This is a genomic window from Gilvimarinus gilvus, assembly GCF_030518155.1.
In the GTDB taxonomy this organism is placed as follows: Bacteria; Pseudomonadota; Gammaproteobacteria; order Pseudomonadales; family Cellvibrionaceae; genus Gilvimarinus; species Gilvimarinus gilvus.
In genome coordinates, this window is the sequence record NZ_JAULRU010000569.1 from 243,649 (window position 1) to 269,450 (window position 25,802).

Annotated in this window: 21 protein-coding genes; 9 read left to right on the plus strand and 12 right to left on the minus strand. The window is 53.3% G+C overall.

The window, feature by feature from the left end; all coding sequences use genetic code 11:
* Nucleotides 1–57 precede the first annotated feature (57 nt).
* Nucleotides 58–381 carry a hypothetical protein gene (locus tag QWI17_RS11765; RefSeq protein WP_302722698.1) on the plus strand — a complete coding sequence of 108 codons (324 nt, stop codon included), beginning with the start codon at nt 58–60 and terminating at the stop codon, nt 379–381.
* Between the two features lie 25 nt (nt 382–406).
* Here the strand turns inward: QWI17_RS11765 and QWI17_RS11770 are convergent, their stop codons facing one another.
* From QWI17_RS11770 to lpxL, 4 genes are all read right to left on the minus strand, one after another.
* Entirely contained in the window at nt 407–1,513 is a 1,107-nt protein-coding gene (locus QWI17_RS11770) for a phosphoribosylaminoimidazolesuccinocarboxamide synthase (RefSeq protein WP_302722699.1), read from the minus strand.
* A gap of 69 nt (nt 1,514–1,582) precedes the next feature.
* Entirely contained in the window at nt 1,583–2,290 is a 708-nt protein-coding gene (locus QWI17_RS11775; RefSeq protein WP_302722700.1) for an SDR family NAD(P)-dependent oxidoreductase, read from the minus strand.
* 22 nt (nt 2,291–2,312) lie between these two features.
* Nucleotides 2,313–3,266: a magnesium/cobalt transporter CorA gene (gene corA / locus QWI17_RS11780; RefSeq protein ID WP_302722701.1), complete on the minus strand. Its 954-nt coding sequence runs from the start codon at nt 3,264–3,266 to the stop codon at nt 2,313–2,315.
* A gap of 61 nt (nt 3,267–3,327) precedes the next feature.
* The gene (lpxL, locus tag QWI17_RS11785) at nt 3,328–4,296 is read right to left on the minus strand and encodes an LpxL/LpxP family Kdo(2)-lipid IV(A) lauroyl/palmitoleoyl acyltransferase (RefSeq protein WP_302722702.1); all 969 of its coding nucleotides are present in this window, start codon (nt 4,294–4,296) and stop codon (nt 3,328–3,330) included.
* Between the two features lie 218 nt (nt 4,297–4,514).
* Between lpxL and QWI17_RS11790 the strand changes: the two genes are divergently transcribed.
* The gene (locus QWI17_RS11790) at nt 4,515–4,853 is read left to right on the plus strand and encodes a hypothetical protein (protein ID WP_302722703.1); all 339 of its coding nucleotides are present in this window, start codon (nt 4,515–4,517) and stop codon (nt 4,851–4,853) included.
* Between the two features lie 151 nt (nt 4,854–5,004).
* On the opposite strand, the gene grxD is transcribed toward QWI17_RS11790, so the two are convergent.
* From grxD to QWI17_RS11810, 4 genes are all read right to left on the minus strand, one after another.
* A complete protein-coding gene (grxD, locus tag QWI17_RS11795; RefSeq protein ID WP_302722794.1) occupies nt 5,005–5,334 on the minus strand; it encodes a Grx4 family monothiol glutaredoxin in 330 nt (109 codons plus the stop codon).
* A 362-nt stretch (nt 5,335–5,696) separates the two neighbouring features.
* Entirely contained in the window at nt 5,697–7,739 is a 2,043-nt protein-coding gene (locus tag QWI17_RS11800) for a TonB-dependent receptor family protein (RefSeq protein ID WP_302722704.1), read from the minus strand.
* Between the two features lie 23 nt (nt 7,740–7,762).
* A complete protein-coding gene (gene hrpB, locus QWI17_RS11805; protein ID WP_302722705.1) occupies nt 7,763–10,216 on the minus strand; it encodes an ATP-dependent helicase HrpB in 2,454 nt (817 codons plus the stop codon).
* Nucleotides 10,213–11,775, minus strand: a complete 1,563-nt coding sequence (locus QWI17_RS11810) for a hydantoinase B/oxoprolinase family protein (protein ID WP_302722706.1) — start codon at nt 11,773–11,775, stop codon at nt 10,213–10,215. The genes hrpB and QWI17_RS11810 overlap by 4 nt, the downstream gene beginning before the upstream one ends.
* A gap of 254 nt (nt 11,776–12,029) precedes the next feature.
* On the opposite strand from QWI17_RS11810, the gene QWI17_RS11815 reads away from it, so the two are divergent.
* From QWI17_RS11815 to QWI17_RS11830, 4 genes are all read left to right on the plus strand, one after another.
* On the plus strand, nt 12,030–13,211 hold the full coding sequence (locus tag QWI17_RS11815; protein ID WP_370659586.1) for an aspartate aminotransferase family protein: 1,182 nt from the start codon (nt 12,030–12,032) through the stop codon (nt 13,209–13,211).
* 12 nt (nt 13,212–13,223) lie between these two features.
* The gene (gene argF, locus QWI17_RS11820) at nt 13,224–14,156 is read left to right on the plus strand and encodes an ornithine carbamoyltransferase (RefSeq protein WP_302722708.1); all 933 of its coding nucleotides are present in this window, start codon (nt 13,224–13,226) and stop codon (nt 14,154–14,156) included.
* 76 nt (nt 14,157–14,232) lie between these two features.
* Nucleotides 14,233–15,231 carry a CAF17-like 4Fe-4S cluster assembly/insertion protein YgfZ gene (gene ygfZ / locus QWI17_RS11825; protein ID WP_302722709.1) on the plus strand — a complete coding sequence of 333 codons (999 nt, stop codon included), beginning with the start codon at nt 14,233–14,235 and terminating at the stop codon, nt 15,229–15,231.
* Nucleotides 15,232–15,273: 42 nt separating this feature from the next.
* A complete protein-coding gene (locus tag QWI17_RS11830) occupies nt 15,274–16,110 on the plus strand; it encodes an HDOD domain-containing protein (RefSeq protein WP_302722710.1) in 837 nt (278 codons plus the stop codon).
* Nucleotides 16,111–16,240: 130 nt separating this feature from the next.
* Here QWI17_RS11830 and ung read toward each other — a convergent pair whose 3' ends face one another.
* Together ung and QWI17_RS11840 are read right to left on the minus strand one after the other, a co-directional pair.
* Entirely contained in the window at nt 16,241–16,918 is a 678-nt protein-coding gene (gene ung / locus QWI17_RS11835) for a uracil-DNA glycosylase (RefSeq protein ID WP_302722711.1), read from the minus strand.
* A 125-nt stretch (nt 16,919–17,043) separates the two neighbouring features.
* The gene (locus tag QWI17_RS11840; RefSeq protein WP_302722712.1) at nt 17,044–17,646 is read right to left on the minus strand and encodes a peroxiredoxin; all 603 of its coding nucleotides are present in this window, start codon (nt 17,644–17,646) and stop codon (nt 17,044–17,046) included.
* Between the two features lie 352 nt (nt 17,647–17,998).
* Here QWI17_RS11840 and QWI17_RS11845 point away from each other — a divergent pair, with 352 nt between their 5' ends.
* Both QWI17_RS11845 and bfr read left to right on the plus strand, forming a co-directional pair.
* Entirely contained in the window at nt 17,999–18,208 is a 210-nt protein-coding gene (locus QWI17_RS11845; protein ID WP_302722713.1) for a bacterioferritin-associated ferredoxin, read from the plus strand.
* A gap of 154 nt (nt 18,209–18,362) precedes the next feature.
* Entirely contained in the window at nt 18,363–18,839 is a 477-nt protein-coding gene (gene bfr / locus QWI17_RS11850) for a bacterioferritin (RefSeq protein ID WP_302722714.1), read from the plus strand.
* Nucleotides 18,840–18,968: 129 nt separating this feature from the next.
* Here bfr and QWI17_RS11855 read toward each other — a convergent pair whose 3' ends face one another.
* Complete coding sequence (locus QWI17_RS11855; protein WP_302722715.1) at nt 18,969–19,736, minus strand: hypothetical protein; 768 nt, start codon at nt 19,734–19,736, stop codon at nt 18,969–18,971.
* A gap of 82 nt (nt 19,737–19,818) precedes the next feature.
* The gene (locus tag QWI17_RS11860; protein WP_302722716.1) at nt 19,819–22,431 is read right to left on the minus strand and encodes a protein kinase domain-containing protein; all 2,613 of its coding nucleotides are present in this window, start codon (nt 22,429–22,431) and stop codon (nt 19,819–19,821) included.
* A 459-nt stretch (nt 22,432–22,890) separates the two neighbouring features.
* On the opposite strand from QWI17_RS11860, the gene gcvP reads away from it, so the two are divergent.
* Nucleotides 22,891–25,797: an aminomethyl-transferring glycine dehydrogenase gene (gene gcvP / locus QWI17_RS11865; protein ID WP_302722717.1), complete on the plus strand. Its 2,907-nt coding sequence runs from the start codon at nt 22,891–22,893 to the stop codon at nt 25,795–25,797.
* Nucleotides 25,798–25,802: the final 5 nt, after the last annotated feature.

The following is a 25,802-nucleotide window of genomic DNA, read 5'->3' on the forward strand; positions in this document are numbered from 1 at the left end:
AGGCAACCGCTGCAAATGCTATTCTAATCGGCTATTTTGCCACTTCGTACTAAATTCATGAAACCGGTCAAATCCAAAAAGGAACAACGCCAGGAACTTGAGGCGCAAATCCGCGACTATCAAGACCGCGGTGGTACGGTATATGAAGTACCGCGTGGCATCTCTGGCAGAGAGGATACCAACACCCCTCTGCCTCACGTGTTCGATAAAAAGGCCGATCCGGATACCAGAACACCGGTCAACGAAGTGATCGCTGCCATAGAGGAGCGCAAGAAACCCAAAGCACCACCCAAGCGGCCTCGCCATGGCGCCTCAAAGTCACGCAAAAAAATCATCTACGATGAATTTGGCGAGCCATTGCGCTGGGAATGGGTAGATTAGCCGACAATGCCGGCCACCCACTAAACTAATCGTCTATCAAACCGTACTGCACGCGCAGAACGTCAATAATTTCCTGTTTCGGGTTATCCGACAAGACAATTGCTTCGCCAGTAATTTTTTCAGCAATGTCGCAATAAGTTTTTGACACCTGCATGAGTGCCGCCGAAGGCAATGCATTGTCTTTGGCCAGCGCCTTGCGCTCTTCCATGCGGTCTTTATTAAGCAAAATATCCGGGTCTTCAAAGTGATTCAGCAGCAGCTGACGGAAGGCTTCTTTCGACTTTTCGACAATTTTGCCATCACGGTATTGCGGCCCATCCCAAATACGCGACGAATCCGGCGTACCCACCTCGTCCATATAAATAAGCTTATCGTTACCAGAGGCATCGGTAACGTAGCCAAATTCAAACTTGGTATCGACAAATATTTGGTCGAGCTTGGCCAGCTCTTCCGTGATTACGTTAAAACCTTCTTGCAGCAGCTTTTCATACACATCAACATCTGCCTTACTCTGCAAGTTGAAGGCTGCATAATTTGCCTCAATGTCGCTGCGGGTAATATTGACATCATCCACCGCAGGTACCCCGGGGATACCTTCAAGAATACCCTTTGTTGACGGCGTTATGAGCAGCTCAGATAGCTTCTGGTCTTTCTGCAGACCATCCGCCAGCTCAATGCCACAAAACTCGCGTTCGCCTTTAGCGTAAGAGCGCCACATAGAGCCTGTAATGTAGTGTCGGCAAATTGCCTCAATCAGCACGGGGCGCGCCTTTTGGACGATCCAGACCAGCGGGTGCGGAATATCCAAAACATGGCTATCGGCCAAGCCTCTCTCGCGAAACAAGCGAAACCAATGATTAGAAATGGCGTTGAGCGCGGCTCCCTTGCCGGGCACGCCTTGCATCCCACCCTCACCATGCCATATACAGTCAAAAGCAGAAATACGGTCACTGATGACCATAATGGCCAATGGCGCATCCGCCGTTACGTCGTAGCCCTTCTCGGCAATCAGCCGCCGACTATCGGCTTCGGTAAGCCAGTAAACAGAGCGTACTTTACCGCTGTGAACCGGCAATTCAGTGCGAATGGGGAGATCGTTGTTAACAGCGAGAACCCTGTCAGCAAGATTCATAGGATATTCCTATCAGTGTAGGTCGAAAAGCGGGCGATAATAGCATATTTGCCGCCCGGTGAAACGGCTCTACCAGGGCAAACGGGAGCCATCCCAGTGGAAAAATTGCCCGTTATCCTCAGCGCTTAAACCGTCAATAACATTGCACAAGCGCTCCGCCGACTGCTGGGGCGAATAAATTTTGCCTTTGGGAATGCGATCGACAAACGGCTCTGAAAGCGCAGAGTGTGTTGTACCAGGGTGCACCGCCACCACACAAATGCCACTGTAGCGCCTCGCCAACTCTATTGCCGACGTTTTAATCAACATATTGAGTGCCGCTTTGCTGGCCCGGTAGCCGTACCAGCCTCCCAGCCTATTGTCCTCGATGCTGCCGACCTTAGCACTTAAGAACGCCATCCGGGGCTCGCTGTTGGCATCAAGCACAGACACTATATGTTTTAAGAGGAGAGCCGGCACAATCGTATTGACCGCAAAGTAATGCTCGAGAGCGTAGAATTGAATATCAGCCAAACGCTTCTCAGGAACAACCAGAGAGTCGTGCAAGACTCCAACACAACAGACAAACAGTGATGGCTTGTAACCGCGTTTTTGAATGTGCGCCACCGCCCGACTAAGGCCGGCCTCTGTATACGCGCACTGAACTATGTCCTCAAAATTGGGCCTGAGCCGTGAATCGCGACACAGTCCAATCACCCGATCGCCCTGAGCGCATAAACGCGCAGCCAACGCCTGTGCCAGAGCACTGCTCGCTCCGGCGATTAATACATCGCGCATATACCCACCTGATTTTCAAACGTTACAACCAGTCTTTACGTTTGAAATACCAAAGTGGTGCAATGGCTGACGCCAACATAATTAAAATTCCGGTTATGTAGCCCCACTCCCAGTGCAAGCCTGGAATAAATTCGAAGTTCATTCCGTAGAAGCTGGCAACCACTGTCGGTGGCAGAAAAATCACCGCCGCAATCGAAAACGTTTTAATAATTTGGTTTTGCTCGATATTGATAAACCCCTGCGTGGAGTCCATCAGAAAGTTAATTTTATCAAACAAAAATGCCGTGTGAGACATCAAGGTATCCACATCACGCTTAATTTCGCGCGCGGTTTCCTGCAATTCAAAGTGCTCGCGTAAATGACGCTGCAAAAATGAGATAGAGCGCTGTGTGTCCATCAGGCACAGACGGATTTTGCCGTTACTATCCTCGAGCTTCGCTAACCGATCAATGGCGTCCTCGAGATCCGCATCGTCATCTTCCAGCACGGTGTGACTAACATCCTCAAGTTTACGATGTATGTCTTCGAGCACATCGGCGAGATTCTCCACCTTTTGCTCGAACATGGTAATCAACAAATCCTGCGGCGAGTGGGCCTGAACCTGGCCGCGGCGAGCACGCATTCGCAACAGGCGGAAATCCGCCAACTCACCATCGCGCAGCGTAATGAGGCGCTTCTCCTGTAAAATAAAAGCAACCGTGCTGGTAATATGGCGCCCCTCGGTTGGCGCCAAAAACAAGGAGTGAACGTGTAAACCCGCCGAATCCTGAAAGTAGCGTGCAGAGAATTCGATCTCTTCGACATCTTCGGTCTCGGGCAATTCCGCGCGCAAAAAAGTATTGAGTTGCTCGCGCTCCTCTTCCGTTGGCTCATGCGCATCAATCCAGACTGCCTCGCGCATTGCGGATCGCACATTGTCTGGCTCGACATTTTGATCTCGCAATTTGGCGCTCTGAATATCAAACATTCTCAGCATGCTCTGCACTCCCGGCCTATAGTGGTGATTCTTATCTTACCGTATTAAGTCTACTCAGCTTCTAGTCTTTTTTCTCCGTATTGCTCTTGTCGCGCTTGCGTCGTCTGGGTGGATACGGTGAAGCCTCCCCCTCCGGTCGCGTTTTAAACCGCCGATGCACCCACAGATACTGACTGGGAAACCGTCGCACAACGGATTCTACGACAGCATTCGCGCTGGACGCATCACGCTCATCGTCGCCACTGGGAAAATTGGCAAGGGGCTCTTTAATACGCACATGGTAAATGCCTTGCTCGTCCCGCCAGTGTTCAAAGGGACAGACAACTGCACGACCCATTTGCGCCATGCGCGCCGTCGCTGTCACTGTGGCGGCCTGAATACCAAAAAAAGGAGCGAATACCGTATTTTGCACCCCGTAATCCTGATCGGGTGCGTACCAGATACGGTGTTTTTTACGTAAATTTTTAACCAGCTGGCGGACATCATTGCGCTCAATGGCACTGCCAGAATAGCTTTCACGAGCCCGTGCCATAGCGTCCGCCAGCAGCGGATTGCGATCCACGCGGTAAATCATGTCGCACTCTATATTCAGCCCCATAATCCGGCCGGCCATATCAAGTGTGGTGTAATGGCCGCCGAGCAATAGCACCCCCTTGCCCTGTGCCTGCAAACGCTCAAGGATATCCAGCCCCTCTATGGTGTATAAATTGTTAAACTTACGATCGGGCGCCCAGAGCGCAATGGCTGTTTCGATAAAGCTTAAGCCAACATCACGCATGATATCCCGCACTCGCTGCTCTTTTTGTTCAGCGGACAACTCCGGAAAACACAAGGCCACATTAACCCGGGTGATCTCGCAACGACTCGCCGCAAAGCGATAAAACAGCGCCCCCAATCCTCGCCCTAAAGGCCGGGTTATCGACAGTGGCAAGTAAGCAATAAGCACCAATACACCCAGTACCAACCAGGTTCCCCAGTATTTTGGATGGGTATAGCCGCTGAGAGGGCGTTTGGGAGGGGTAACGGCCATAAAGACAGCGTTCCTGCATGAAAATCGTATATATTTGGTTGCGCGAGACTTACGGCGACAACCGAGAAGCTGGCCGGGATTATAGCAGGGCTCAGCAAGCTTGTGATCCACCTGTCACGGCCAAAAGGTATTAAACCTCAGTCAATGCAAAACCGATTGGAGTTAGTGAGCGAAACTCTGGTAGTGTTGGCGTTGGCATATGCGACGGAGACACCCGAGTGCAGCACACCGAAGACCAGAAATTAACAGCGCTGAGCCAGCGCATTGACGATAGCCATGACGCTCTGAAGGCCAGGCTAGACCAGCTATACACGCAACGCGAAGCCAGTACAGGCGCAGAACGGGACAACGTCGAAGAACAAATACGCGCTTTGCGCGACCAGGAAATTCGCCTATTAAAATCAAAAAAAGCGGCTTGGATGGCGCACTGGCTGCGCACTGAAGGCGAGATCGAAGTTATCGAGCACCCTTATCGTAAATTAGGGGCAACACTGATGATCATTAGTGTTATTGCACTGATGGGGCTTGCCACTTACGCCTGGCAGATTAACAGCTAATTCTTTTGTAAATAGCCTTTAACGGGCCTAAATGGCAGCAAATTACCAGCCGCCAGCTAACACAGCGGGTTAGATACAGAGAAATTAATGAGGGGCTTAAAAAAGAAATGGGCAGCGCCCGAAACGGGAGCTGCCCCAACAGGAGCATGAATCAATCAGAAGAATCGGCAGGAACCGAAGACTCGATAAGAGTCTTAAGCTCACCACTTTCATACATCTCGGTCACAATATCGCAACCGCCTACCAGTTCACCGTTCACCCACAATTGCGGGTAAGTCGGCCAATTGGCGTACTGCTTTAAACCTTCGCGGATTTCAGGGTTTGACAGTACGTCCACGTACGCAAATCGCTGACCGCACGCCATCACGGCCTGTGATGTACGCTGTGAAAAACCACACTGAGGGGCATTTGGCGAGCCCTTCATATACAAAATAACCGGGTTTTCAGAAAGCTGCTGTTTAATCGTATCTACGACGCTCATAGACAAATACTTACCTCTAAACTTCGGATCGGGGCTTAAAAGCCCGAATGCTGGTGGGTCGACGAATAAGAAACCAGAATAACCTAGCGGCTTACTCAGGTATTCTATTCTACCGCACTGCAGCACCTGATCCAAATTTGCGTCGCCAGCATTCCCTGCGGCCACCCAATTGGGCAACCTGACTTGGACAACAGGGCCCATCGAATCTCTCGCACCGGCCCCGTTACCCAGTCTGGCAATGATACCCCAATTACTTGGCAAATGGGACTCTTAATCGTGAATAAATTGCTACTTTTGGTCAATATTTGCGCTTTTTTACCTAACGTCAAACCTCGCGCTCGTTCACCGGGGCAATGACAACGCTACCATTGCTGTGTAACCGCCACCCCCAAATTAAATTGCCTGCCAGGCGCGGGTTCAATGGTGCGCCCCCGGCTCTGATTGACGATGACCGAGCCCACAACACTTTTATCGGTCAGATTGGCGCACTTTGCCCACAGTTCAACGCCCCAGCGCCCGAGTTGCCAACCGGAAGATACCGCCACATCCCAGGTCAGCGCGCTCGGCACACGCTCCGAATTATCATCCGATGTCATCACCCCCGACCGATAATAGCCGCTGATCGACACTTTAACGTCGTCACCCCAGGGCTTCCAATCCCACTGGCTGTATAGATTTTCGCGAGCCACCCCGGGGATTTGATTGCCGGCATAGGGCCCCTTGCTGTATTCAGCCTCTAACCAGGTGGCACTGAGTCGCCAATCCAGCTGTGCTGAAATCGCGCCATCCAGCATCCACTCAATCCCCTGCCGTTCGGTCTCGGCACCGTTGCGATAGGTGGTCCGCCCCCCTTCCGATTGGTCGACAACCAACTCATCAAGAGTCCGGATAACAAACATAACAACGCTGTTTTGCCAGTTGTCTGAAGCCAATCGCCACCCCAGCTCCAGCTGACGGTTACGGGCAGGCACCAGCGCGTCGTTAAAGCCCGTCCCCTCATTGCGATACGCCAACTCCGTTAATGTTGGCGTTTCAAATCCTGAACCGATATTCCCAAATAGACTGGACTGCCCGACTTCATAATTGACCCCCGCAAAATAGGACGGTTCGGAAAAACTAAGCTGGCTGCTATCGTCAGGATTCACCTCGGTTACGAAGTTATCCATCACATCAAAGCTGACCCGACTGAACCTCGCACCAGTGCGTACGGTCCAGGGCGGCGCTATGCGCCACGTCAGACCGGTAAAGACATCGCTGTTGGCAACTTCATCGACCTCATCTCGCTTTAGCTCTCCGCGCCCACCGCGGTTATTAACGAAGCCTTTACGATCATCGCGCATGAAGCCAAATTCCCCACCCAATAACCAATCGAGCGAGCCAACACTGCGCTGCGCACTTGCGGTGACGCCAGCGAACTGCCGGTCCAGATCGATCACCGCACCACCGCTGTTGAGATCGTCGCCGGGAAAACTTAAAAACTGAGCAACATCTCGTGTGCCCAGCCAACCAGACGCCTGCCACTGTCCCCACGTCTGCGCCTTGCTGGCACTGAGCGACATTTGTTGATGCTCAATAGACTTGCGCGGATCAAAGATCTTTGCCACCGGGTGGACCTGCTGCGGGTCCTCTATCCATTGCTCGTAGGTAATACCCTGAGGGTCTTCTGTGAGGGGGTCGCGACTGGCATCAAAACGGGCGCGCACATCGAGCCCCGAGTCGCCCTGAAAGTACCACTGAGCGGCCAATTGTTGGCGCTTAGCACTTGAGTGCTCGCGAAAACCCTCGGTGGAAAATTGTCTGGCGATCACACGCGCAGAGTGCTGTGCGCCGGCCCAGTCCGATTGCAATTGATAGCGGCGCTGTCTGGCCGAACCGGCAGCAATCCCGAACGAGGTTGCAGTGAACTCTGGCGCCACCGAATTAAATGCAATTGTGCCCCCGGCTGCGTTACCGTATAAAGAAGCGACGGGGCCACGCAATACCTCAACACTTGCCACACTGTCCAGCAACAAACTTGACGTCTGGCTCTGACCATCAGGCATGGTAAGCGGCACACCGTCCACACGCAGATTGATACCTCGCACCCCAAACGCTGAGCGCGCGCCGAACCCCCTGAGAGAAATACGGGTATCTTGCGCGAAGTTTGACCGACTGTCGGCTTGCACTCCGGCAAACCCGGCCAACAATTCGGCGCTATCTTGACGCAAACCGGGCATCTGACGCTCAGCATCCAGCACACTGACAGCTCCCACGGCCTCTTTCCAACGGCCAGAATGAAAAGCCGTGGTTACTACCACGGTCTCTATGTCCGGCTCTTGGGCAACCTCTGCACCGAGTACTCCCGGGCAAAGAATTAAGGCCAACAGTCCAAGCGCTCGCGCCTGGCCCCAACGTGTCAACATCATGTATTAATTTTTCGCTCCCGCGGTTAAGACTCAAGCTTGCGTTTGGTTAAATGCGTCGCACTGTGATCAAGTGGATCTTCCGGCCAGGGATGCTTGGCATAGCGACCGCGCATCTCCCGACGCACGTCAGGGTATACATCGCGCCAAAAGAATGCCAAATCACGCGTGATCGCCAGTGGACGCCCCGCCGGCGACAGCAACTCAATCGCCAGCGGAACTTGACTGGCAGGCAAAGTAAAATGTTCTGCCCCGAAAAATTCTTGCAACTTAGCGGCTATGCGCGGTTCCGACATGGGCCCATTTTGAATCTGACTTTGAATGTCTCCTCCTGCACTGTAGTCCACACTAAGCTTGCGTCCGCTCGGTAAGGTCAGCGCTGGCGGCAACAACTTAGCCAGAGCCTGGACGGACTCATGGCCGAGATAAAACACAAGTGCCTCCTTGAATGGTAAATGCTCAATGTCCGACTGCGCGTTGAGAAACCCTGACAGCCAATCCCCCAAATTGGCCAACAGCGCGTCTGCGTCTAGTGCCGGTAGGTCAAGCATGTCATGGCGCAGAGCCAAACGGGCCCGCAACAATAAACTTAACGCTTCCTGACTCCAGTGCAGTGAGGCCAAGCCCCGAGATTGAATCGCCTCGACAATTGCAGCGGGAATATCGGCGGCCAGCACAGGCGCCCGATCGGTAGCAACCAGCTTACCGCCCAAACGATAGCGGTAAATTTGGTACCAGGTTTTTTTTCTGCCCGCCCCCTGCTGTTCCACCGCCGACTCTGCGGTTGCCAGCTGTCGCACCTGCTCGTCGGCCAGCTGTAAATCGGTCGCAACACCCACCAGTGATTTGCCCCGTGTCGACACTTGCAACACCAAAACCCACGGGGCACGGTTAGCCAGCTCTACGGTAACACCAGAATTAATTCGGTAGCGACCATCACCATCACTGTGGCCGATCCGATCCGCCAAAATCATCGCCAGACACTGAGCGGCCCGGGGTGCAAGCGGCTCCCAACGTGCGCTCGGTTTAACGTCTACCTCAAGAACCCGACACCAACGTCGCAGCAATGCTGCCCAGCGGCGATCAAGCCTATACTCTCGCTCGGCCTGACGCAGCCAGTCTTCTATATCTCCGTCGCCGGGCAGGTCAAAGTGCATGGCGAGCGCCAGTAACAGCAACCAAGGGGATTTCTCTGCAAAATCCACGGTGTGCAACAAGAGCGCAGCAATACGTGGGTGGGTCCCCAAGGACGACACTTTTTGTCCCAATTTGGTGATCGCACCGCACTCGTCAAGCAGCTGCCATTGACGCAAACTACGCTGGGCCTGCTGTATCGCCATCTCTCCGGGAGCCTCCAACCACGGCAGCTCCAATGCAGCCGTTCCCCAGTGCGCCAGCTGCAGTACCATCGGCAGATAGTCGCAGCGGCGAATCTCCGGAAGTGTTTGGGGTGGCAAATGTTCAGACTCTGCCCACAAACGAATACAGTGCCCGGCTTGCACACGTCCCGCACGGCCGCGCCTTTGCTCGGCGCTGGCAGCAGAAATTCGGCGCGTCTGCAGCCGACTCACTCCGGTACGTTGCTGGTAATCAGGCTCGCGCACCAAACCAGCATCCACCACCAGCGTAACATCGGCGATGGTTAAAGAGGTTTCCGCTATATTGGTGGCCAATATGACGCGGGGGCCCGAAGCCGGATCAAGCGCAGCCAATTGTTCCCCGCTGCCTACCCGGCTGTGTAGGGTGAATACAGATAAATTCGGATGATTGACCGACAGTGCGCGCTGACACCGCTCAATATCCCGCCACCCGGGCAAAAAGACTAACACGGTTTCCCGCTGCCAACCGGGCGACTGAGAGAGCGCCCGCAGCAGGTGATCCTCTATGCGCTCTTGGGCGTTAGTCAGTATCTTCGGCGGGCAGTAACTGACATCAACTGGAAAGCAACGTCCCGGGCTGTACAAAGCTTGTGCGACCTGTTTGCGCAACAGGCGGTCAGGTGTCGCCGACATAAGCACCAGCTGCAAATCTTCTCTTAGCACCTGCGCCTCTTGCAGCAACGCCCAGGCGATATCTTGCTGCACAGAGCGCTCATGAACTTCATCGAGCATAACCGCAGCCACACCGGTTAACTCTGAATCAGCCAATAGACGCTGCAACAAAATCCCGGGGGTCATCACCAGTAACTGGGTTGTATCGCCGCTGCGCGATTCAAAAGGAACGTGATAACCAACGACACCGCCAACCTTGTCATGAACCAATGCGGCTAAACGGTTAGCCAAAGCACACACGGCGAGAATGCGCGGCTGTATTAACCAAATTTGACCTTGGCCACCGAGCTTATTGAGCACCCAAAGCGGCGCCAGCGTTGACTTGCCCGCACCAGGCTCTGCCTCCAATAAAATACTGCCGTGCGTCAGAGCTACCAGAAAATCACTTTCTAGCGCCTGCAAAGGTAATTCGTTAAGGCGTTCAGTCATAGTGCCTTAGCAGGCTCTCCCCAACCGCCGCCTCCGGCAGTCGCAAGTGTCAGAACATCACCGGCCTTAACGTCCAATGCAATTTTGGCCGGAACCTTCGCACCATTAATTTTGTTTTCCCCCACCGCGCCCGGCTTACCGCCGTTTAACCCCCACGGGGCATAGCGCCGTCTTTCGGTCAACAGGGTTAATCGGGCCGGCGCCAGAAACGTATATTCCCGAATCAGCCCGTCGCCCCCTCGCACCTGGCCGTCGCCGCCCGAATCGCGGCGTAACTGATAGCGAGTTACCCGTATCGGATAGTGCCGTTCAAGACTTTCAATCGGCGTATTTAGGGTATTGGTCATATGGGTTTGCACACCACTTAAACCGCCACCGGACACGCCTGCTCCCATGCCGCCGCCGTTTGTTTCGTAGTAATCCCAACGCGGCTGATCTGGCGTGGCCATTGCGCCCATGGCCACGTTATTCATAGAACCTGTACTGGCGGCTGGTATGCGTTCAGGTAGCGCCTGCGCCAAGGCACCCAGCAGCACATCCACCATGCGGGTTGACGTTTCAACATTGCCGGCGGCTACCGCAGCCGGTCGGCGGGCGTTCACCAGACATCCCTCTGGCGCCGTTATATGAATTGCCCGAAAAGTGCCGGCACACGCCGGCGTTTGCGCCGGCATCAAACAACGCAAAACATAAAAGGCCGCTGCGGCCGCGACCGATAGCGGACAATTAATATTGCCTTTGACCTGATCGGCAGTGCCGCTAAAATCCACGGCCACTCCATCTTCATGTACATCAACGGTCGCGGCGATAACAACATCTTGCTGGCCTAAGCCATCGTCATCCATGTAATCACGAAATTGGTAACGTCCATTGGGAATAATACTGAGTGCATTTCGGGCCAGACGTTCGGCATAATCGTTCAGCAACGCCACGGCCTGTGCAAAGCGGTCAAGCCCCACAGCCTGAACCTGCTCCGCCAACCGCTCAGCCCCTAAACCGCTGGCACTGATTTGCGCCGCGAAATCACCGCGGGCTTGTATCGTGTGAGTCGCTCCGGTATCCGTGCCACACAACCGCGTCAGCACAGGCTCCACCACCGCACCGTCCTCAACCAGCAGGGTCGGGGCAATGATTACCCCCTCTTGCGCCAAACTTTGCGACACCGGCATGGAGCCTGGCTCGCTCGCACCAATATTGGCGTGATGCGCGCGATTGGCGGAAAATCCGATGAGCTGCTGTTCGACGTAAATCGGGGCAATCACCGTGACATCAGGCAGGTGTGTCCCGCCCAGATAGGGGTCGTTCACCACCAGCATATCGCCGGGCCGCCACCGCTGCGCATCGACAATATCGGCCATCGCATAAGCCATACTGCCCAGGTGCACGGGGATATGAGCAGCCTGCGCGACGAGCTGCCCCCGGTGATCAAATAAAGCACATGAAAAATCGAGCCTGTCCTTGATATTGGGAGAAAACGCTGCGGACTTAAGCAACGCGCCCATCTCATCGCAGATGGCAGACAATCGGCTGGCAAATACACTCAATTCTATGGCGTTCATAATATCTCCTCGCTGGCGGCATTTTACGGTATTTGCCAAGCGTGCCCAATCCCTATAATATCGGCTGTTTGGCGGTGTTTGTGCGGCGCCCGTTCGCCGAACACATAAGACTAAAAGCAGGTCGCTTGCGGCTGGTGGTCACAATTGGCCGCCCACTATTTCGAAAGTATTTCCTTGAATACGTCCTCGATCAGAACCAACTTATCCTGGTTCCGGCGAAGCGTTTTTTGTTTTTGACTTTGGGAGTTGGAGTAATTCAGATGTCGACATTGATGAATACCTATGGCGAACGGACCCTCACCCTAACCAAGGGTGCTGGCAGCCGCGTGTGGGATGATGCCGGCAATAGCTACATTGACGGTATTAGCGGTATCGCGGTGTGCGGACTGGGGCACTCCCACGCCGCCGTCACTCGTGCGCTTAGCGAACAAGCCAATACACTTTTGCACGTCTCTAACCTGTACAACATTCCCCCGCAAAAAGTGCTGGCCGATAAACTCTGCGCGGTGTCGAAAATGGACAAGGTATTCTTTTCCAATTCAGGCGCTGAAGCCAATGAAGCGGCCATAAAGATTGCACGTAAATACGGCAATGATAAAGGCATAAACACACCCACGATCGTGGTTATGAACAGCGCTTTTCACGGTCGCACCATGGCGACACTAACCGCCACAGGTAACACCAACGCACAAAAAGGCTTTGAACCTTTGCTACCTGGCTTCGTTCGCGCACCCTTCAATGACATTGCTGCCATCGAAGTACTGGCCGCCGAACACAAAAATATTGTCGCTGTTTTAGTCGAGCCCGTTCAGGGAGAAGGCGGAGTGCGCGTGCCCGATGACACCTACTTACCCGAACTTCGCGATCTGTGTAACCGCCACGAATGGCTACTGATGCTCGACGAAATTCAAACCGGAAATGGCCGCACGGGCACCTACTTTGCGTATCAGCATTACGATTTTATGCCCGACGTCGTCACTACCGCCAAAGGCCTTGGCAACGGTGTGCCGATTGGCGCATGCCTGGCACACGGTATTGCCGCCGATGTGTTCGCCCCTGGCAATCACGGCTCGACGTTTGGTGGCAACCCGCTGGCCTGTCGCGCGGCCGAGGCGGTCATCGACACCTTGACCGAAAGCCAATTGATCTCCACTGTGGCCCAACGCGGCGCGCAAATGCTGCAAGCATTTCGCGACAAGCTCGCCGGCAACGAATTGGTTGTCGATATTCGTGGCAAAGGTTTGATGATCGGCATCGAACTCGAACACCCCTGCATGGAGCTGGTGGCTGAAGCCAGAAAAGCCGGATTACTGATCAACGTTACGGCTGGCAACACCATCCGGTTATTGCCGACGTTCATCATGACAGACGATGAAACTGACACCTTGGTAAACGGTGTTGTTGAACTCATCCAAAATTTTCAACCGACCGAGTAAGGCGTCATTATTATGAACTCTCGCGCCCCCCAGACACACAAAACAGTTCGTCACTTTCTGACACTGAATGACATCAGTAAAACGGAACTGCAAGATATTATCGCTCGCGCCATTGAGCTGAAAACCGAAGTCTACGAAGGTCGCGACAAACCATTGTTAGAGCGCAAGGTAATGGGGATGATTTTTGAAAAATCCTCCACCCGCACCCGCGTCTCCTTTGAAACTGGCATGGCCCAGCTTGGCGGCCACGCCATGTTTTTGTCTCCTCGCGACACCCAACTTGGCCGCGGCGAACCGATCGAGGATTCCGCGCGCGTACTGTCTCGCATGGTCGATATCGTTATGATTCGCACCTTTGGTCACGACATCATCGAGCGTTTTGCGGCCTACTCGAAAGTACCGGTTATTAATGCGCTAACCGATCAGTTTCACCCCTGTCAGCTACTTGCCGACATACAGACCTTTGTCGAATTACGCGGCTCAATGCAGGGCAAGAGCGTAGCCTGGATTGGGGATGGCAACAATATGTGCAATTCCTATATCAACGCCGCGGGCCTTTGTGACTTTGAATTGCGTATTGCCGCGCCCGAAGGTTTTGCCCCGGATGCCGACTTGGTTGCCTCCCAGAAACATCGAATCAAGTTGTGCGCCACACCGACCGAAGCGGTGCGCAATGCCGACCTTGTCGTCACCGACACCTGGGCCTCGATGGGCCAGGAAGAAGAAAAAGGTGCGCGAGAGCGCGCTTTTGCCGACTATCAGGTGAACAGTGAACTTATGAGTCATGCTGCCGCCGACGCTTTGTTTATGCACTGCTTACCGGCGTACAGAGGCAAAGAGGTCAGCGCCGAGCTTTTGGATGCGCCCGATTCCGCAGTCTGGCAGGAGGCGGAAAATCGATTGCACGCGCAAAAAGCGCTGATCGAATTCCTCCTCACTCAGTAGACCAACGCAGGGCTTTTCATCGAGCCCTGTGTTGTGCTTTGATGGCATTAAATTTCGACTCAACAAGTGGAGCTTTATGAGCCATTGGCAAGCATTTCTCGAAGATCAGGGAGCGCACATTTACCCCGATGGCGCTGCCGATTTTCCACCTGATGACACATCACCAAATGCGCTGTGCCATTTAGGTACGTCAACACTGGTTACCGTGACGGGCCCCGATGCTATAAAATTTTTGCAAGGTCAAGTAACCTGTGACTTGCGCGAGCTTACGCCCATGCGCTGGCTCAGAGGGGCCCAGTGCAATTTAAAAGGTCGCGTTACTACCAGCTTTGCCGTCGCACAACTCGATCAAGACACGCTGTTGCTGCGCTGCGCCACGGACCTTGTCGAGCCGTTTGTCAAAGGTCTGGAAAAATACGCCGTTTTCTCCAAAGTTACGATCCGTCCCGCCCCCGACTGGCACGTTATTGGCGTATGCGGAATTAATTCCGCGGAGGTATTGGCTGAAACCACAGGCCTGCGCACAAGTGAAGCGGGGGGGCTCGCAATAAACGAACAAGCGCTGGCTCTGCAGCACAATGCCGAATTGATAGAAGTTTGGGTTCACGACAATCAAGCCCAGCCCCTTTGGCAGCAACTGACAAGTTGCTGTTCACGCGCGCCGACCCACTGCTGGCTCAGGGGACAAATTGATGCCGGGTGTGCGGAGATAAGTGCAGCCACCTCTGAGCTTTTCACCCCGCAGGATTTGAACTACCCCGAGTTGGGAGCTGTGAGCTTTAAGAAGGGTTGTTACACTGGACAAGAGGTAGTGGCTCGCCTTCACTACAAAGGCAAATTAAAAAAACACCTCTACCCCATAGAGTTTGCCGCCGACACCAGCCCGGCGCCTGGTTGTGAGCTGGCGGATGAAAGCGGCAAAAGCCGCGGTCATTTAGTGCAAGCGGCACCCGTGCAAGATACACTCTACCGAGGCTTAGCTGTATTGCCTGACGATGAGAGCGTGCCGCTCTATATCGGCAAACAGCCACAACGGGCACTGCGCTTAAAATTGCCCTATGATATAAACAGCTAATGCACTGTAGACTAACTCCATAAGACAGAAACAGGACTGCTGATGAGTCAAGTAGTAGATACCGTCCGGCAGGACATAATAGCCGCAATTAAATCCGACAAGCTGGTACTGCCAACCTTGCCCGAAGCGGCGCTGAAAGTCCGCGAGGTAGCGGAAGACCCCGACGCCGATATGGACCAGTTAAGCGCCGTTATTGGCAGTGATGCCGCCTTATCTGCGCGAATTGTACGAGTTGCCAATAGCCCATTGTTGCGTGCCAACAAGGCCATTGAGGATTTGAAAACCGCGGTGATGCGTCTGGGTATTCAGTACACCTGTAACATTGCGACCGGTCTCGCGATGCAGCAGATGTTTCAGGCCACCTCGGACTTGGTCGACAAACGCCTGCGCGACACCTGGAACCGCGCCAGCGAAATCGCCGGCATTAGCCACGTTTTGTGCCGCCATTACACTAAACTGCGCCCCGATCAGGCGACCCTCGCCGGGCTTATCCATAAAATTGGCGTTTTACCCATTCTAACCTACGCCGAAGAGCACCCCTCTTTACTCAAAGACAGCTTCACGCTGGACACAGTCATTAATCAACTGCAAGGTGCGATTGGGGATTTGATTCTGAAAGCCTGGGACTTCCCGCCTGAGCTTGCACACATACCCTCTCAACACATGAAATTTGACCGTGAGGTAGCACAAGCCGATTACGCCGACATTGTGACCGTGGCTATGTTGCAGAGCTACCTCGGCACCGACTCATCGCTGGGGCAGGTCGACTATCATCAGGTCAAAGCCTTTACCCGCCTGGGCATGGACCCAGACATGCAAATGGCCGAAGGCGAAGATCTATCCGATGAAATGGAAGCGGCAATGACGTTGTTGCAGTAAACAAAGTCTGACGACTGAGGTCGGATGTCTGAAGCGTCCGACTTCAGACCTCTGGCACCCGACGAAAGCAGCCTTCCGGCTGCTTTTTGATTTTCCCGTTTCCCGTAGACCGCCTCTTCCGTCCGCCCTTTCACAACCGCCAATCTATCGGCTCTACGCCTCGACTTCGCAAATACTCATTAGCTTGACTAAAGTGTCCATTGCCAATAAATCCGCGGTGAGCAGACAAAGGCGATGGGTGTGGCGACTTCAGCACCAGGTGCTTGCGCGTATCAATTAACCGGCCTTTCTTCTGGGCATAGCTGCCCCACAGCAGAAACACTACGCCTTCGCGATCGCGGTTTAGGGCGTCGATTGCAGCATCTGTAAACGACTCCCAGCCCTGTTTTTGATGCGAACCGGCTCGCCCTTGCTCAACGCTCAAGGTCGCATTAAGCAGTAACACGCCCTGCTCCGCCCAGCGCTGTAAACAGCCGTGATCTGGCCTTTCGATACCCAGGTCACGCTCAATTTCCTTGAAAATATTAACCAGCGAGGGGGGTGGCTTTACACCTTCGGGAACCGAGAAACACAAACCATGAGCCTGACCCGGCCCGTGGTAAGGGTCCTGCCCCAGAATCACCACTTTGACCTTATCAAAAGGCGTACTGTTAAAGGCGTTAAACATAAGCTGGGACGGCGGAAAAACCACTTTTTTAGCCTGCTTTTGTGCTAACAAAAAAGCCTTAAGCGAAAGCATATGCGGCTGGCTAAACTCACCCTCCAGCTCGCGCAGCCAACCGGGCTCTAAATCGACAGAATTTGCCAAGGTTCCGATTCCTGTTCTGAAGTTGGTCCCAATGTATCATAGAGCCAACCATGCTATGCGATACCGATTTTCAGAGATAAAAAAACCCGGCAAAAGCCGGGTTTTCGAATCCATAAAGCCTTAACTTACAGCTTGCCAGAATTCTCAGACAGGTAAGAAGCAACGCCATCGGCTGAAGCGTCCATACCCTTGTCACCTTCCTGCCAACCTGCAGGACATACTTCACCGTGCTCTTGGTGGAATGCAAGCGCGTCAACCATACGCAGCATTTCATCAACATTGCGGCCCAACGGCAGATTGTTAACCACTTGATGCTGAACCAAACCGTCTTCGTCAATCAAGAAAGAACCGCGGTATGCAACACCGGCGTCGGCTTCTACGTCAAAGGCCTGACAAATTTCGTGCTTGGTGTCAGCTACCATGGTGTATTTCACTTGGCCGATACCACCTTCATTGACCGGGGTGTTGCGCCATGCACTGTGGGTGAACTGCGAGTCAATAGACACGGCAATCACTTCAACGCCGCGCTTTTGGAAAGCTTCAAAACGATTATCAAAAGCAATCAGCTCAGATGGGCAAACAAAGGTGAAATCCAGAGGGTAGAAAAAGATAACAGCTTTCTTTCCTTTGATGGCTTCGGACAATTTAAATTCGTCAACGATTTCGCCGCTGCCTAATACCGCTGCTGCTGTAAAATCTGGTACTTGCTTACCTACTAATACGCCCATGTCTTAATCTCCTAAGTTTACGGACTGACAAAATATCTCCCCAGAGAGATGGGGGCTGCAACGCAAATTGCAAGGACCTCTCGGGGAGTGTGACAAAGCTTTTACAATCAGGCACTTAGCCTGTGATAGAGAGACACTATGTTACACCCTCCACGGCTACTGTCTTATTAATTTTCTATATAGGTCTGATTGTTTTTACCGAACCTGTGCATAAACCCGACAAATTGATGATTTATGTGTCAGTGTCTTGCCGGACAAGCTAAACAACAACCATTCTCAAAACCTATTGACAAGGATTCTCATTAGCAATATTATCCATTTATAGTCTTTACTCGGGAGTGATTACGGCTCTATGTACGTCTGTTTATGCAAAGGGATAACCGATCGCCAAATTCAGGCCGCTGTGCATGATGGCGCTCACAGCTTGGGCAAACTGCGCAAGTCACTTGGCGTTGCTAGCCAGTGCGGCAAATGTGCGAGCCTTACCCGGGATATATTAGACGAAACCCTGCAGGAGATTCCCGAAATTGGCGGCCTACCGCAATTTTATGCCGTTGCATGATAAACTTGCTCAACCGCAAAAGACAATAAGAACCACTCTCCTAATCATTTAAAAACCCTTTCACATCAAACACTTAGCTTGACAGGTTCAAGTTTTGGGCCCACACTTACGCCGAAAACATTCACCCTACGCCGTCAGTGGTAAGGAGTTACTCATGAAAGGCGATCCTAAAGTTATTGAATTTCTCAACAAGGTACTTGGCAACGAGCTTGTGGCTATTAACCAGTACTTTTTGCACGCCCGCATGTACAAAGACTGGGGCCTTAAAGAGCTAGCTGACCACGAATATCACGAGTCCATCGATGAGATGAAACACGCCGATATGCTGGTAGAGCGAATCCTGTTCCTGGAGGGCTTGCCCAACTTACAAGATCTCGGCAAGTTATTGATTGGTGAAAATACCAAAGAGATGCTGGAGTCCGACCTAAAAGTCGAAATGAAGGCGATTCCTGATTTGCGCGACGGCATTGCGTATTGTGAGGAAGTTCGTGACTACGTGAGCCGCGACTTGCTCAACGATATACTGGAGTCGGAAGAAGAACACGTGGACTGGCTCGAAACACAACTGTCACTGATTGAAAATATAGGCCTGCAAAACTACCTGCAATCGAAAATGGATGGGGATGAGTGATTTGCTGAGGTCTGAGGTCTGAGGTCTGAGGTCTGAGGCATTAAAAAGGCTGGGTTAAACAACCCAGCCTTTTTAGTCTAACTACTCTTTTTTCGTCCGACTTCGGACGTCCGACATCCGACTGTTTAATCAATTCAACAAGCCATAAACCCCTACCGAGTACGCTCGTTTTTCCTTGGCGCCCTTTAAACTGCGAATTTTCAGTGATTGTCCTAGCGTAACAGGGTCGTCATAATAGCGGGCATTACCGGTCCCCTCATCAAAACTTACAGTGCCGGCTTCCTGAAAGAAGTAACCAATATAATCGCCCTGCTCTACGCCCACACTGACAGGGAGGTTAACCCGCGAAACACCGGCTTCCGTCGCCTGTAGTACCTGACTTTGCCAGATAACAACCACCTGGTCCTCAACCGGGCGCATCACCTGAACGGTGAACGTACCTGGCTTTACAAAGTGTGCGCTGATACCGGTAATCGTGCCGTCGGCAGGCATTGGGTTGTCCATATCGACCATTAGCAATGGCTCGCGATCCACCTGGCTGCGCTGTACTAATTCACCGCCAACGTAATCGAGCAAATCACTTTGCACCATAAAATCTTTCAGCTCATCGATTTCTTTTTGTACAAATCGACGCACCTGGCCGCGCAGCTCAGATGATTCTTGCACCCGCACAGTTTTTTCTGTGTCCAGCACCGACATAACCCGGGTGAGCTCATCAATTTGTGACTGCAGAGCTTGCTCCTGATTTTTGAGGGAAACGATTTTGGCGCGCGCCTGATCAAGCTCAGTTTGCAATTGCTCGTTCTCATCCTGCATTTTTTGTATATTGGGTTGGGTCTGACACCCCGTGGCCAACGCCGTAACCACCAATAGGCTAGCTACCAATGTTTTAGTCATCTCAAGCCTCATTAATCAATTCTGACCACAGCAGGCACTGTGCCCGCTGAATATTCGAGTTTTACTGCCACTAAGTATAGCGCTATTCGGCCACTTTAAAGGATATTGTTGCCAGGCGATCGTCAGCTAACGACAAATCAACGTGATACGCCCCTTTGCCAAACCCCGCCACCGGGCGCTCAATGGCAAAAAACTTAATACCCTCGGTACCACTCACAATAACCGGCTTTTGCGCAATTTGAACACTGCGCGAACCGTCCATCAATACAGCCTGTATAACAGTCGTTTCGCCGCTAAAATTAGCGTACTCAAAACCGACATGAATAATGCGCCCGGGGCTCAATGTTTCAGCCTGCGGCGCACTTATGTCTGTCATCGCTTGCGTCGCCAAACGCAATGTCGCTATTTTGGGCTGAAGCTCCTCCAGTAAGCGGTCAAGCTGCAATCGCAGTGCCAGCAACCCTTCGCTTTGCGGAAAATGGTCGCGCGCATTATCTAGCTGCAGCAGAGCTTCATCCACGTTTTTATCTTGGATAAGCTGATCAATGCGATTGATTAAGCCCTGTTCCACTCTAAACAACCCTTCTTCAGCAACGTCTTCGGCCTCTGGAACTTGCTCCAGCAATTGTTGGTATGTGTCAAAAGCGCTGTTGCCGGACGGGGTGATCAACTGATTATGCGACATCTGCTCCTGCGCTTTGGCATCAAGAGACGCGATGGTGCTTTGTCGCTCTTTGAGTGCAAGCTGCGCGTCGGCAATCTCAGATTGCAAAGTGCGCAAAGCCTCATTTTCTGGTTGCACCTTAAGGCCACGTTCGACCATTGCCAAAGCCGCTTCAAATTCTTGTACGGCAACTTTTTCGCCACCGAGCTCGTAATAGCGCGCGGCGATTTTATCGAGCCCCGCTAAGGCTTCTGTATTGTCGGGATCTCGCTCCAATACCGATCGGTAGCTGGCCAACGCATTGGCGCCCGGGGGCGAGCTTAGGGCATCGCGCTGCAAATAGGCTTCGGCTTCGGCAAGTGTACTGGCAATTTCATTCGCACCGGCCAACCTTTCTACCGCTTCGCTCAGGCCGGCATCGCGCTCAGTATCGGGAAACAGATCGGCACTTAGCTCAGCCAATTGCCTAGCTTCAGCCAGATTAGCATCCGCAACAGCACTGTCAAAGCGTGCCGCGATGGACGCTTGCATAGCCGCCAGCCCCTGCTCTGCGGCCGCCACTGACGCGGCATCTGCGCTTAGCAACATTTGGTTGTACAAGGCGGCGAGTTCCGGTGCTACCGATGCGTCCTGCTCAAACTCCGCGAAAAGAGCCTCAGCGCCGGCTGCGGGGCGCGGCGCCGCACTCGATTGCGTACTCGCCCCAGCAATATCGGCGCTATCGTCAGAACCTGCGCTGTCGCTATTGGCTGCAAGCGCACCGGCAGGCGCTATATTCGCCGTACCAGCCTCAGAGCCAGCCTTCTCATCAACCGGCTCACCACGAATAAGGGCCTTGACATCCGTAGGTTCTGAAACGGACTCGCCAGACGCCGAAATCGCCGCAACGGGCTGGGGCTTTAAGGCGTCCGACGCGTTGTTTTGCGGCGAGCTTGCGCCCAAATATTGCCAACCGAACCAGCCACCACCGCCGATCACCCCGGCGGTTATTACCGCACTCCACCAGGACCGGCGGCTCGTCTGAGTAGGCGCTTTCGGTCTGTCACCAATACCGTCATCTCCCTGAACGCTGAAGCTTTCGTCGCCCGACAGCGCCATATCGTCGTCGCGTGTGGCGCGCGCTACTTCTTCCGTATCGACACGGGTATTCGCAATGGGGGCAGAAACAACGGTCGCCGCCGACTCTTCGATCTCATCAATTTGTGGCTTTAGTGCCAGCTGGTGTTTGACTTTTTCAATCTCAGCTCGGGGCAGCGCATCGAGATCAGCGATAAATTCAGCGCCATTTTGATAACGCTGGTCAGGTTTTTTCGCCAGTGCTCTATTAATAATTGGCTGAAATACAGCAAGATGCTCGGGTAAATCTGGAATAGCATCGGAGACATGCATGATGCCGACCGCAACCGCTGAGTCGGCATCAAAAGGAACATAGCCACAAACTAACTGGAACAGAACAACCCCAAGGCTATATAAATCACTGCGCGGATCGACCTTGGCCCCTTTTGCCTGCTCCGGGCTCATATAGTGCGGCGTACCCATGGTAGTGCCCGTTTGGGTCATTCCCGAGGCGACATCAGAGGCGCGTGCAATACCAAAATCCATGAGTACGGCGCGCCCATCCTCGCCGTGGATCATAATATTTTCAGGCTTTACATCGCGATGCACATACCCCTTGCGCCCGGCATAGTCGAGCGCCTTCGCAACATCCTTGACAATGGCCAGAGCAACATCCAGATCCAGATTGTAGCGGTTAACTTTTAAATCATGCCCCGGCACGTATTCCATCGACAGGTAGTGGTTACCCTCGTGCACGCCAACGTCGTAAACGGTGACAATGTTTGGGTGCATCAAACGCGACACTATGCGCGCTTCGCGAATAAAACGCTCGCCAAAGCTCGGGTCTTTTGACAATTGCGGTGACATAACCTTAAGCGCCACTTCGCGCTCAAAGCTTTCCTGAATGGCCAGGTAGACGGTCGCCATACCGCCCTCACCTAGGGTGTCAATGATTTTGTAACCGGGTATTTCCATTTACTGCGCCATAAAAAACCAAATAGAAACGCTCTCGTAGGCGGCCTGGACGGCGGTTTCACCTACCACTGCAGCCATTGCGGCATTTATATGCTAGCGCCGCAGCCTTATGGCTACTTATAGCCACTGCTTATATTATCCCCGAACAATATAGCCCGTTACCAGTAATAGCAATAGATGGGTCGGATAGAAAAGCCAGACGGTTCATACTATAGCCTAGCAGGCGGTTGAAACAGGGGGTAATGGTGTCCATCCGCCACCGGCTCAAACTGGATCTCGCTTTACAGTAGGGCAGCCCTCTTTTCGCAGGATTAGGTAAACCCTAATTGCTCAAAACGCCGCCAATTGCTACTATTGCGCCCTTTCACTACCCCGGATTTATCCCAAGCCTCCCGCCAAGCAGGAGGCCACAGAACTGTTTGACCCCAGAACATTTTGCCTCAATACAAGAGACTCTCTATGACTCAGGATTTTCGCCGCGCCCCACTGGCCGAGCTAGCTCACCACGATGCGTTCATTCAGCGCCACATCGGCCCGGATCAAACTCAGGCCGCCACTATGCTGAACACACTGGGGCTGGATAGCATTGCGACCCTGATTGAGAAAACAGTACCTGAAAAAATCCGCAGCCAAGACGCGCTGGCGCTTGAGCCGGCCAAATCAGAAGTTGAAGCCCTAGCCGAATTGAAAACCATTGCCTGTAAAAATAAGCTGTTCACAAGCTTTATCGGCATGGGCTATTACGACACCCACGTGCCCAACGTCATTTTGCGCAATGTATTGGAAAACCCCGGCTGGTACACCGCCTACACCCCCTACCAGCCTGAAATCGCCCAGGGCCGGCTCGAAGGCTTGCTCAATTTTCAGCAGATGATCATCGACCTCACCGGTATGGATTTAGCCAATGCCTCCATGCTGGATGAAGGTACAGCCGCGGCTGAAGCCATGGCAATGTGTAAACGCCAGAACAAAAAAAACCGCTCCGACGTGTTCTTTGTCGCCGACGACACCCACCCACAGACCATTGCTGTTGTAAAAACCCGAGCCGAGCATTTTGGCTTTGACGTGTTGGTAGCCCCGGCAGAGCAACTTACGGGCACAGAGTGTTTCGGCGCCTTGCTGCAGTACCCGGGTACCACGGGTCAGGTGCGCGACCTAACAGATTTGATCAGCGCAGCTCACGAACAAAAAACACTGGTAACCGTCGCCTCGGACTTGCTGGCACTGACCCTACTCAAATCACCGGGCGAGATGGGCGCAGATGTGGTGATTGGCACCAATCAACGCTTTGGTGTCCCTATGGGCTTTGGTGGTCCGCACGCCGCCTTCTTTGGCTTTCGCGATGCCTTTAAGCGCAGTGCGCCGGGCCGCATAATTGGAGTATCGGTAGATACCCGCGGCAAAACCGCCCTGCGTATGGCCATGCAGACCCGCGAGCAACACATTCGCCGCGAAAAAGCCAATTCCAATATTTGTACCTCACAGGTATTACTGGCCGTTATGAGTGTGTTTTACGCCATCTATCACGGCCCGGAGGGGCTTAAGCGTATTGCCGAGCGCGTTGCGCGCTTAACCGACATGCTCGCCGTAGGCTTACGCGAGCGCGGTTTCGACACCCTTCATGCGGATTACTTTGACACACTGTGCATCAAAGTTGGTGAATCCCAGCAGGCGCTGTATCAAACCGCGTTGGCCAACAAAATTAACCTGCGACTGGTCGGTGAAGATTGTATCGGTATCAGTGTCGACGAAACCACCACCCTGCACCAAATCAGCCAGCTGTTAAATGTGTTCAGCGCCGGTGATCACGGCATGGACTTAGCCGCGCTCGATGCGCAGTTGAGCAGCGATCAGGCCAGCGCCGGCCTGCCCGAACCGCTGCGCAGAAACGATGCCATTTTGACCCACCCGGTGTTTAACACCTACCACAGTGAAACCGAAATGCTGCGCTACTTAAAGCAGCTAGAGAGCAAAGACATTGCACTCAATCACTCGATGATTCCGCTCGGCTCCTGCACCATGAAACTCAACGCCACCGCCGAAATGATACCGGTGACCTGGCCCGAGTTCGGCAAATTACACCCTTTTACCCCGATCGATCAGGCGCAAGGCTACCAGCAAATGTTCGAGCAACTGCAACAAATGCTCGAAACCTGTACCGGCTATGACGCGGTAAGCCTGCAACCCAATGCCGGCAGCCAAGGCGAGTACGCGGGCCTGGTCGCCATCAAAAAATACTTTGCAAGCAAAGGCGAGTTCGAGCGCGATATTTGTTTGATACCGGCTTCGGCCCACGGCACTAATCCGGCCTCGGCACAAATGGTTGGCATGAAAGTGGTGGTGGTAAACTGCGACAGTAAAGGCAATGTCGACCTCACCGACCTCAATAGCAAAATCACCGAGCACGGCAGCCGTATCGCGTGCATTATGGTGACCTACCCGTCTACCCACGGCGTATTTGAAGAAGGGATTACCGAGCTGTGCGCGGCCGTGCACAACGTCGGTGGTCAGGTGTATATCGATGGCGCCAACATGAACGCCTTGGTAGGTGTTGCCGCTCCGGGCAAGTTCGGCGGTGACGTATCCCACCTAAACCTGCACAAGACCTTTTGTATTCCTCACGGCGGCGGCGGCCCCGGCATGGGCCCGATTGGTGTCGCCGAGCATTTAAAACCCTTTTTGCCCGCTCACCCAATTCAAGCAGTGCCCGGTACCGACATCGCCAACGGCACGATTTCAGCCGCGCCCTGGGGCTCCGCCAGCATTCTGCCCATCAGCTGGATGTACATTAAAATGATGGGCCGCGAAGGCATGGCACACGCCACAAAAATGGCTATCCTTAATGCCAACTATGTCGCGAAAAAACTCGGCGATCACTACCCCATTTTGTACAAAGGCGCAGAGGGCTTTGTCGCCCACGAATGCCTGCTGGACTTACGCCCACTGAAAGAAGCCAGTGGCGTGACCGAAGAGGACATCGCCAAGCGCTTAATGGACTTTGGTTTTCACGCGCCCACCATGTCATTTCCGGTGCCCGGCACACTCATGATTGAGCCAACCGAATCGGAAAGTCAGGAAGAGCTGGATCGCTTTTGCGAGGCCATGCTTATCATCCGCAAAGAAATTGCCCAGATCGAAAGCGGCGAAGTGGAATACAGCACCAGCGCTCTGCACAACGCCCCCCATACCCAGGACGATGTTTTAGAAGATAACTGGCAACGCGCCTATTCACGCGAGCAAGCATCAAGACCCGCCGCCTGGCTCAGAGCCCACAAGGTTTGGCCTTCGGTTAACCGCATTGATAACGTCTACGGGGACAGAAACCTGGTGTGCTCCTGCCCGACAATTGACGAGTATCGCAGCTAATAAAA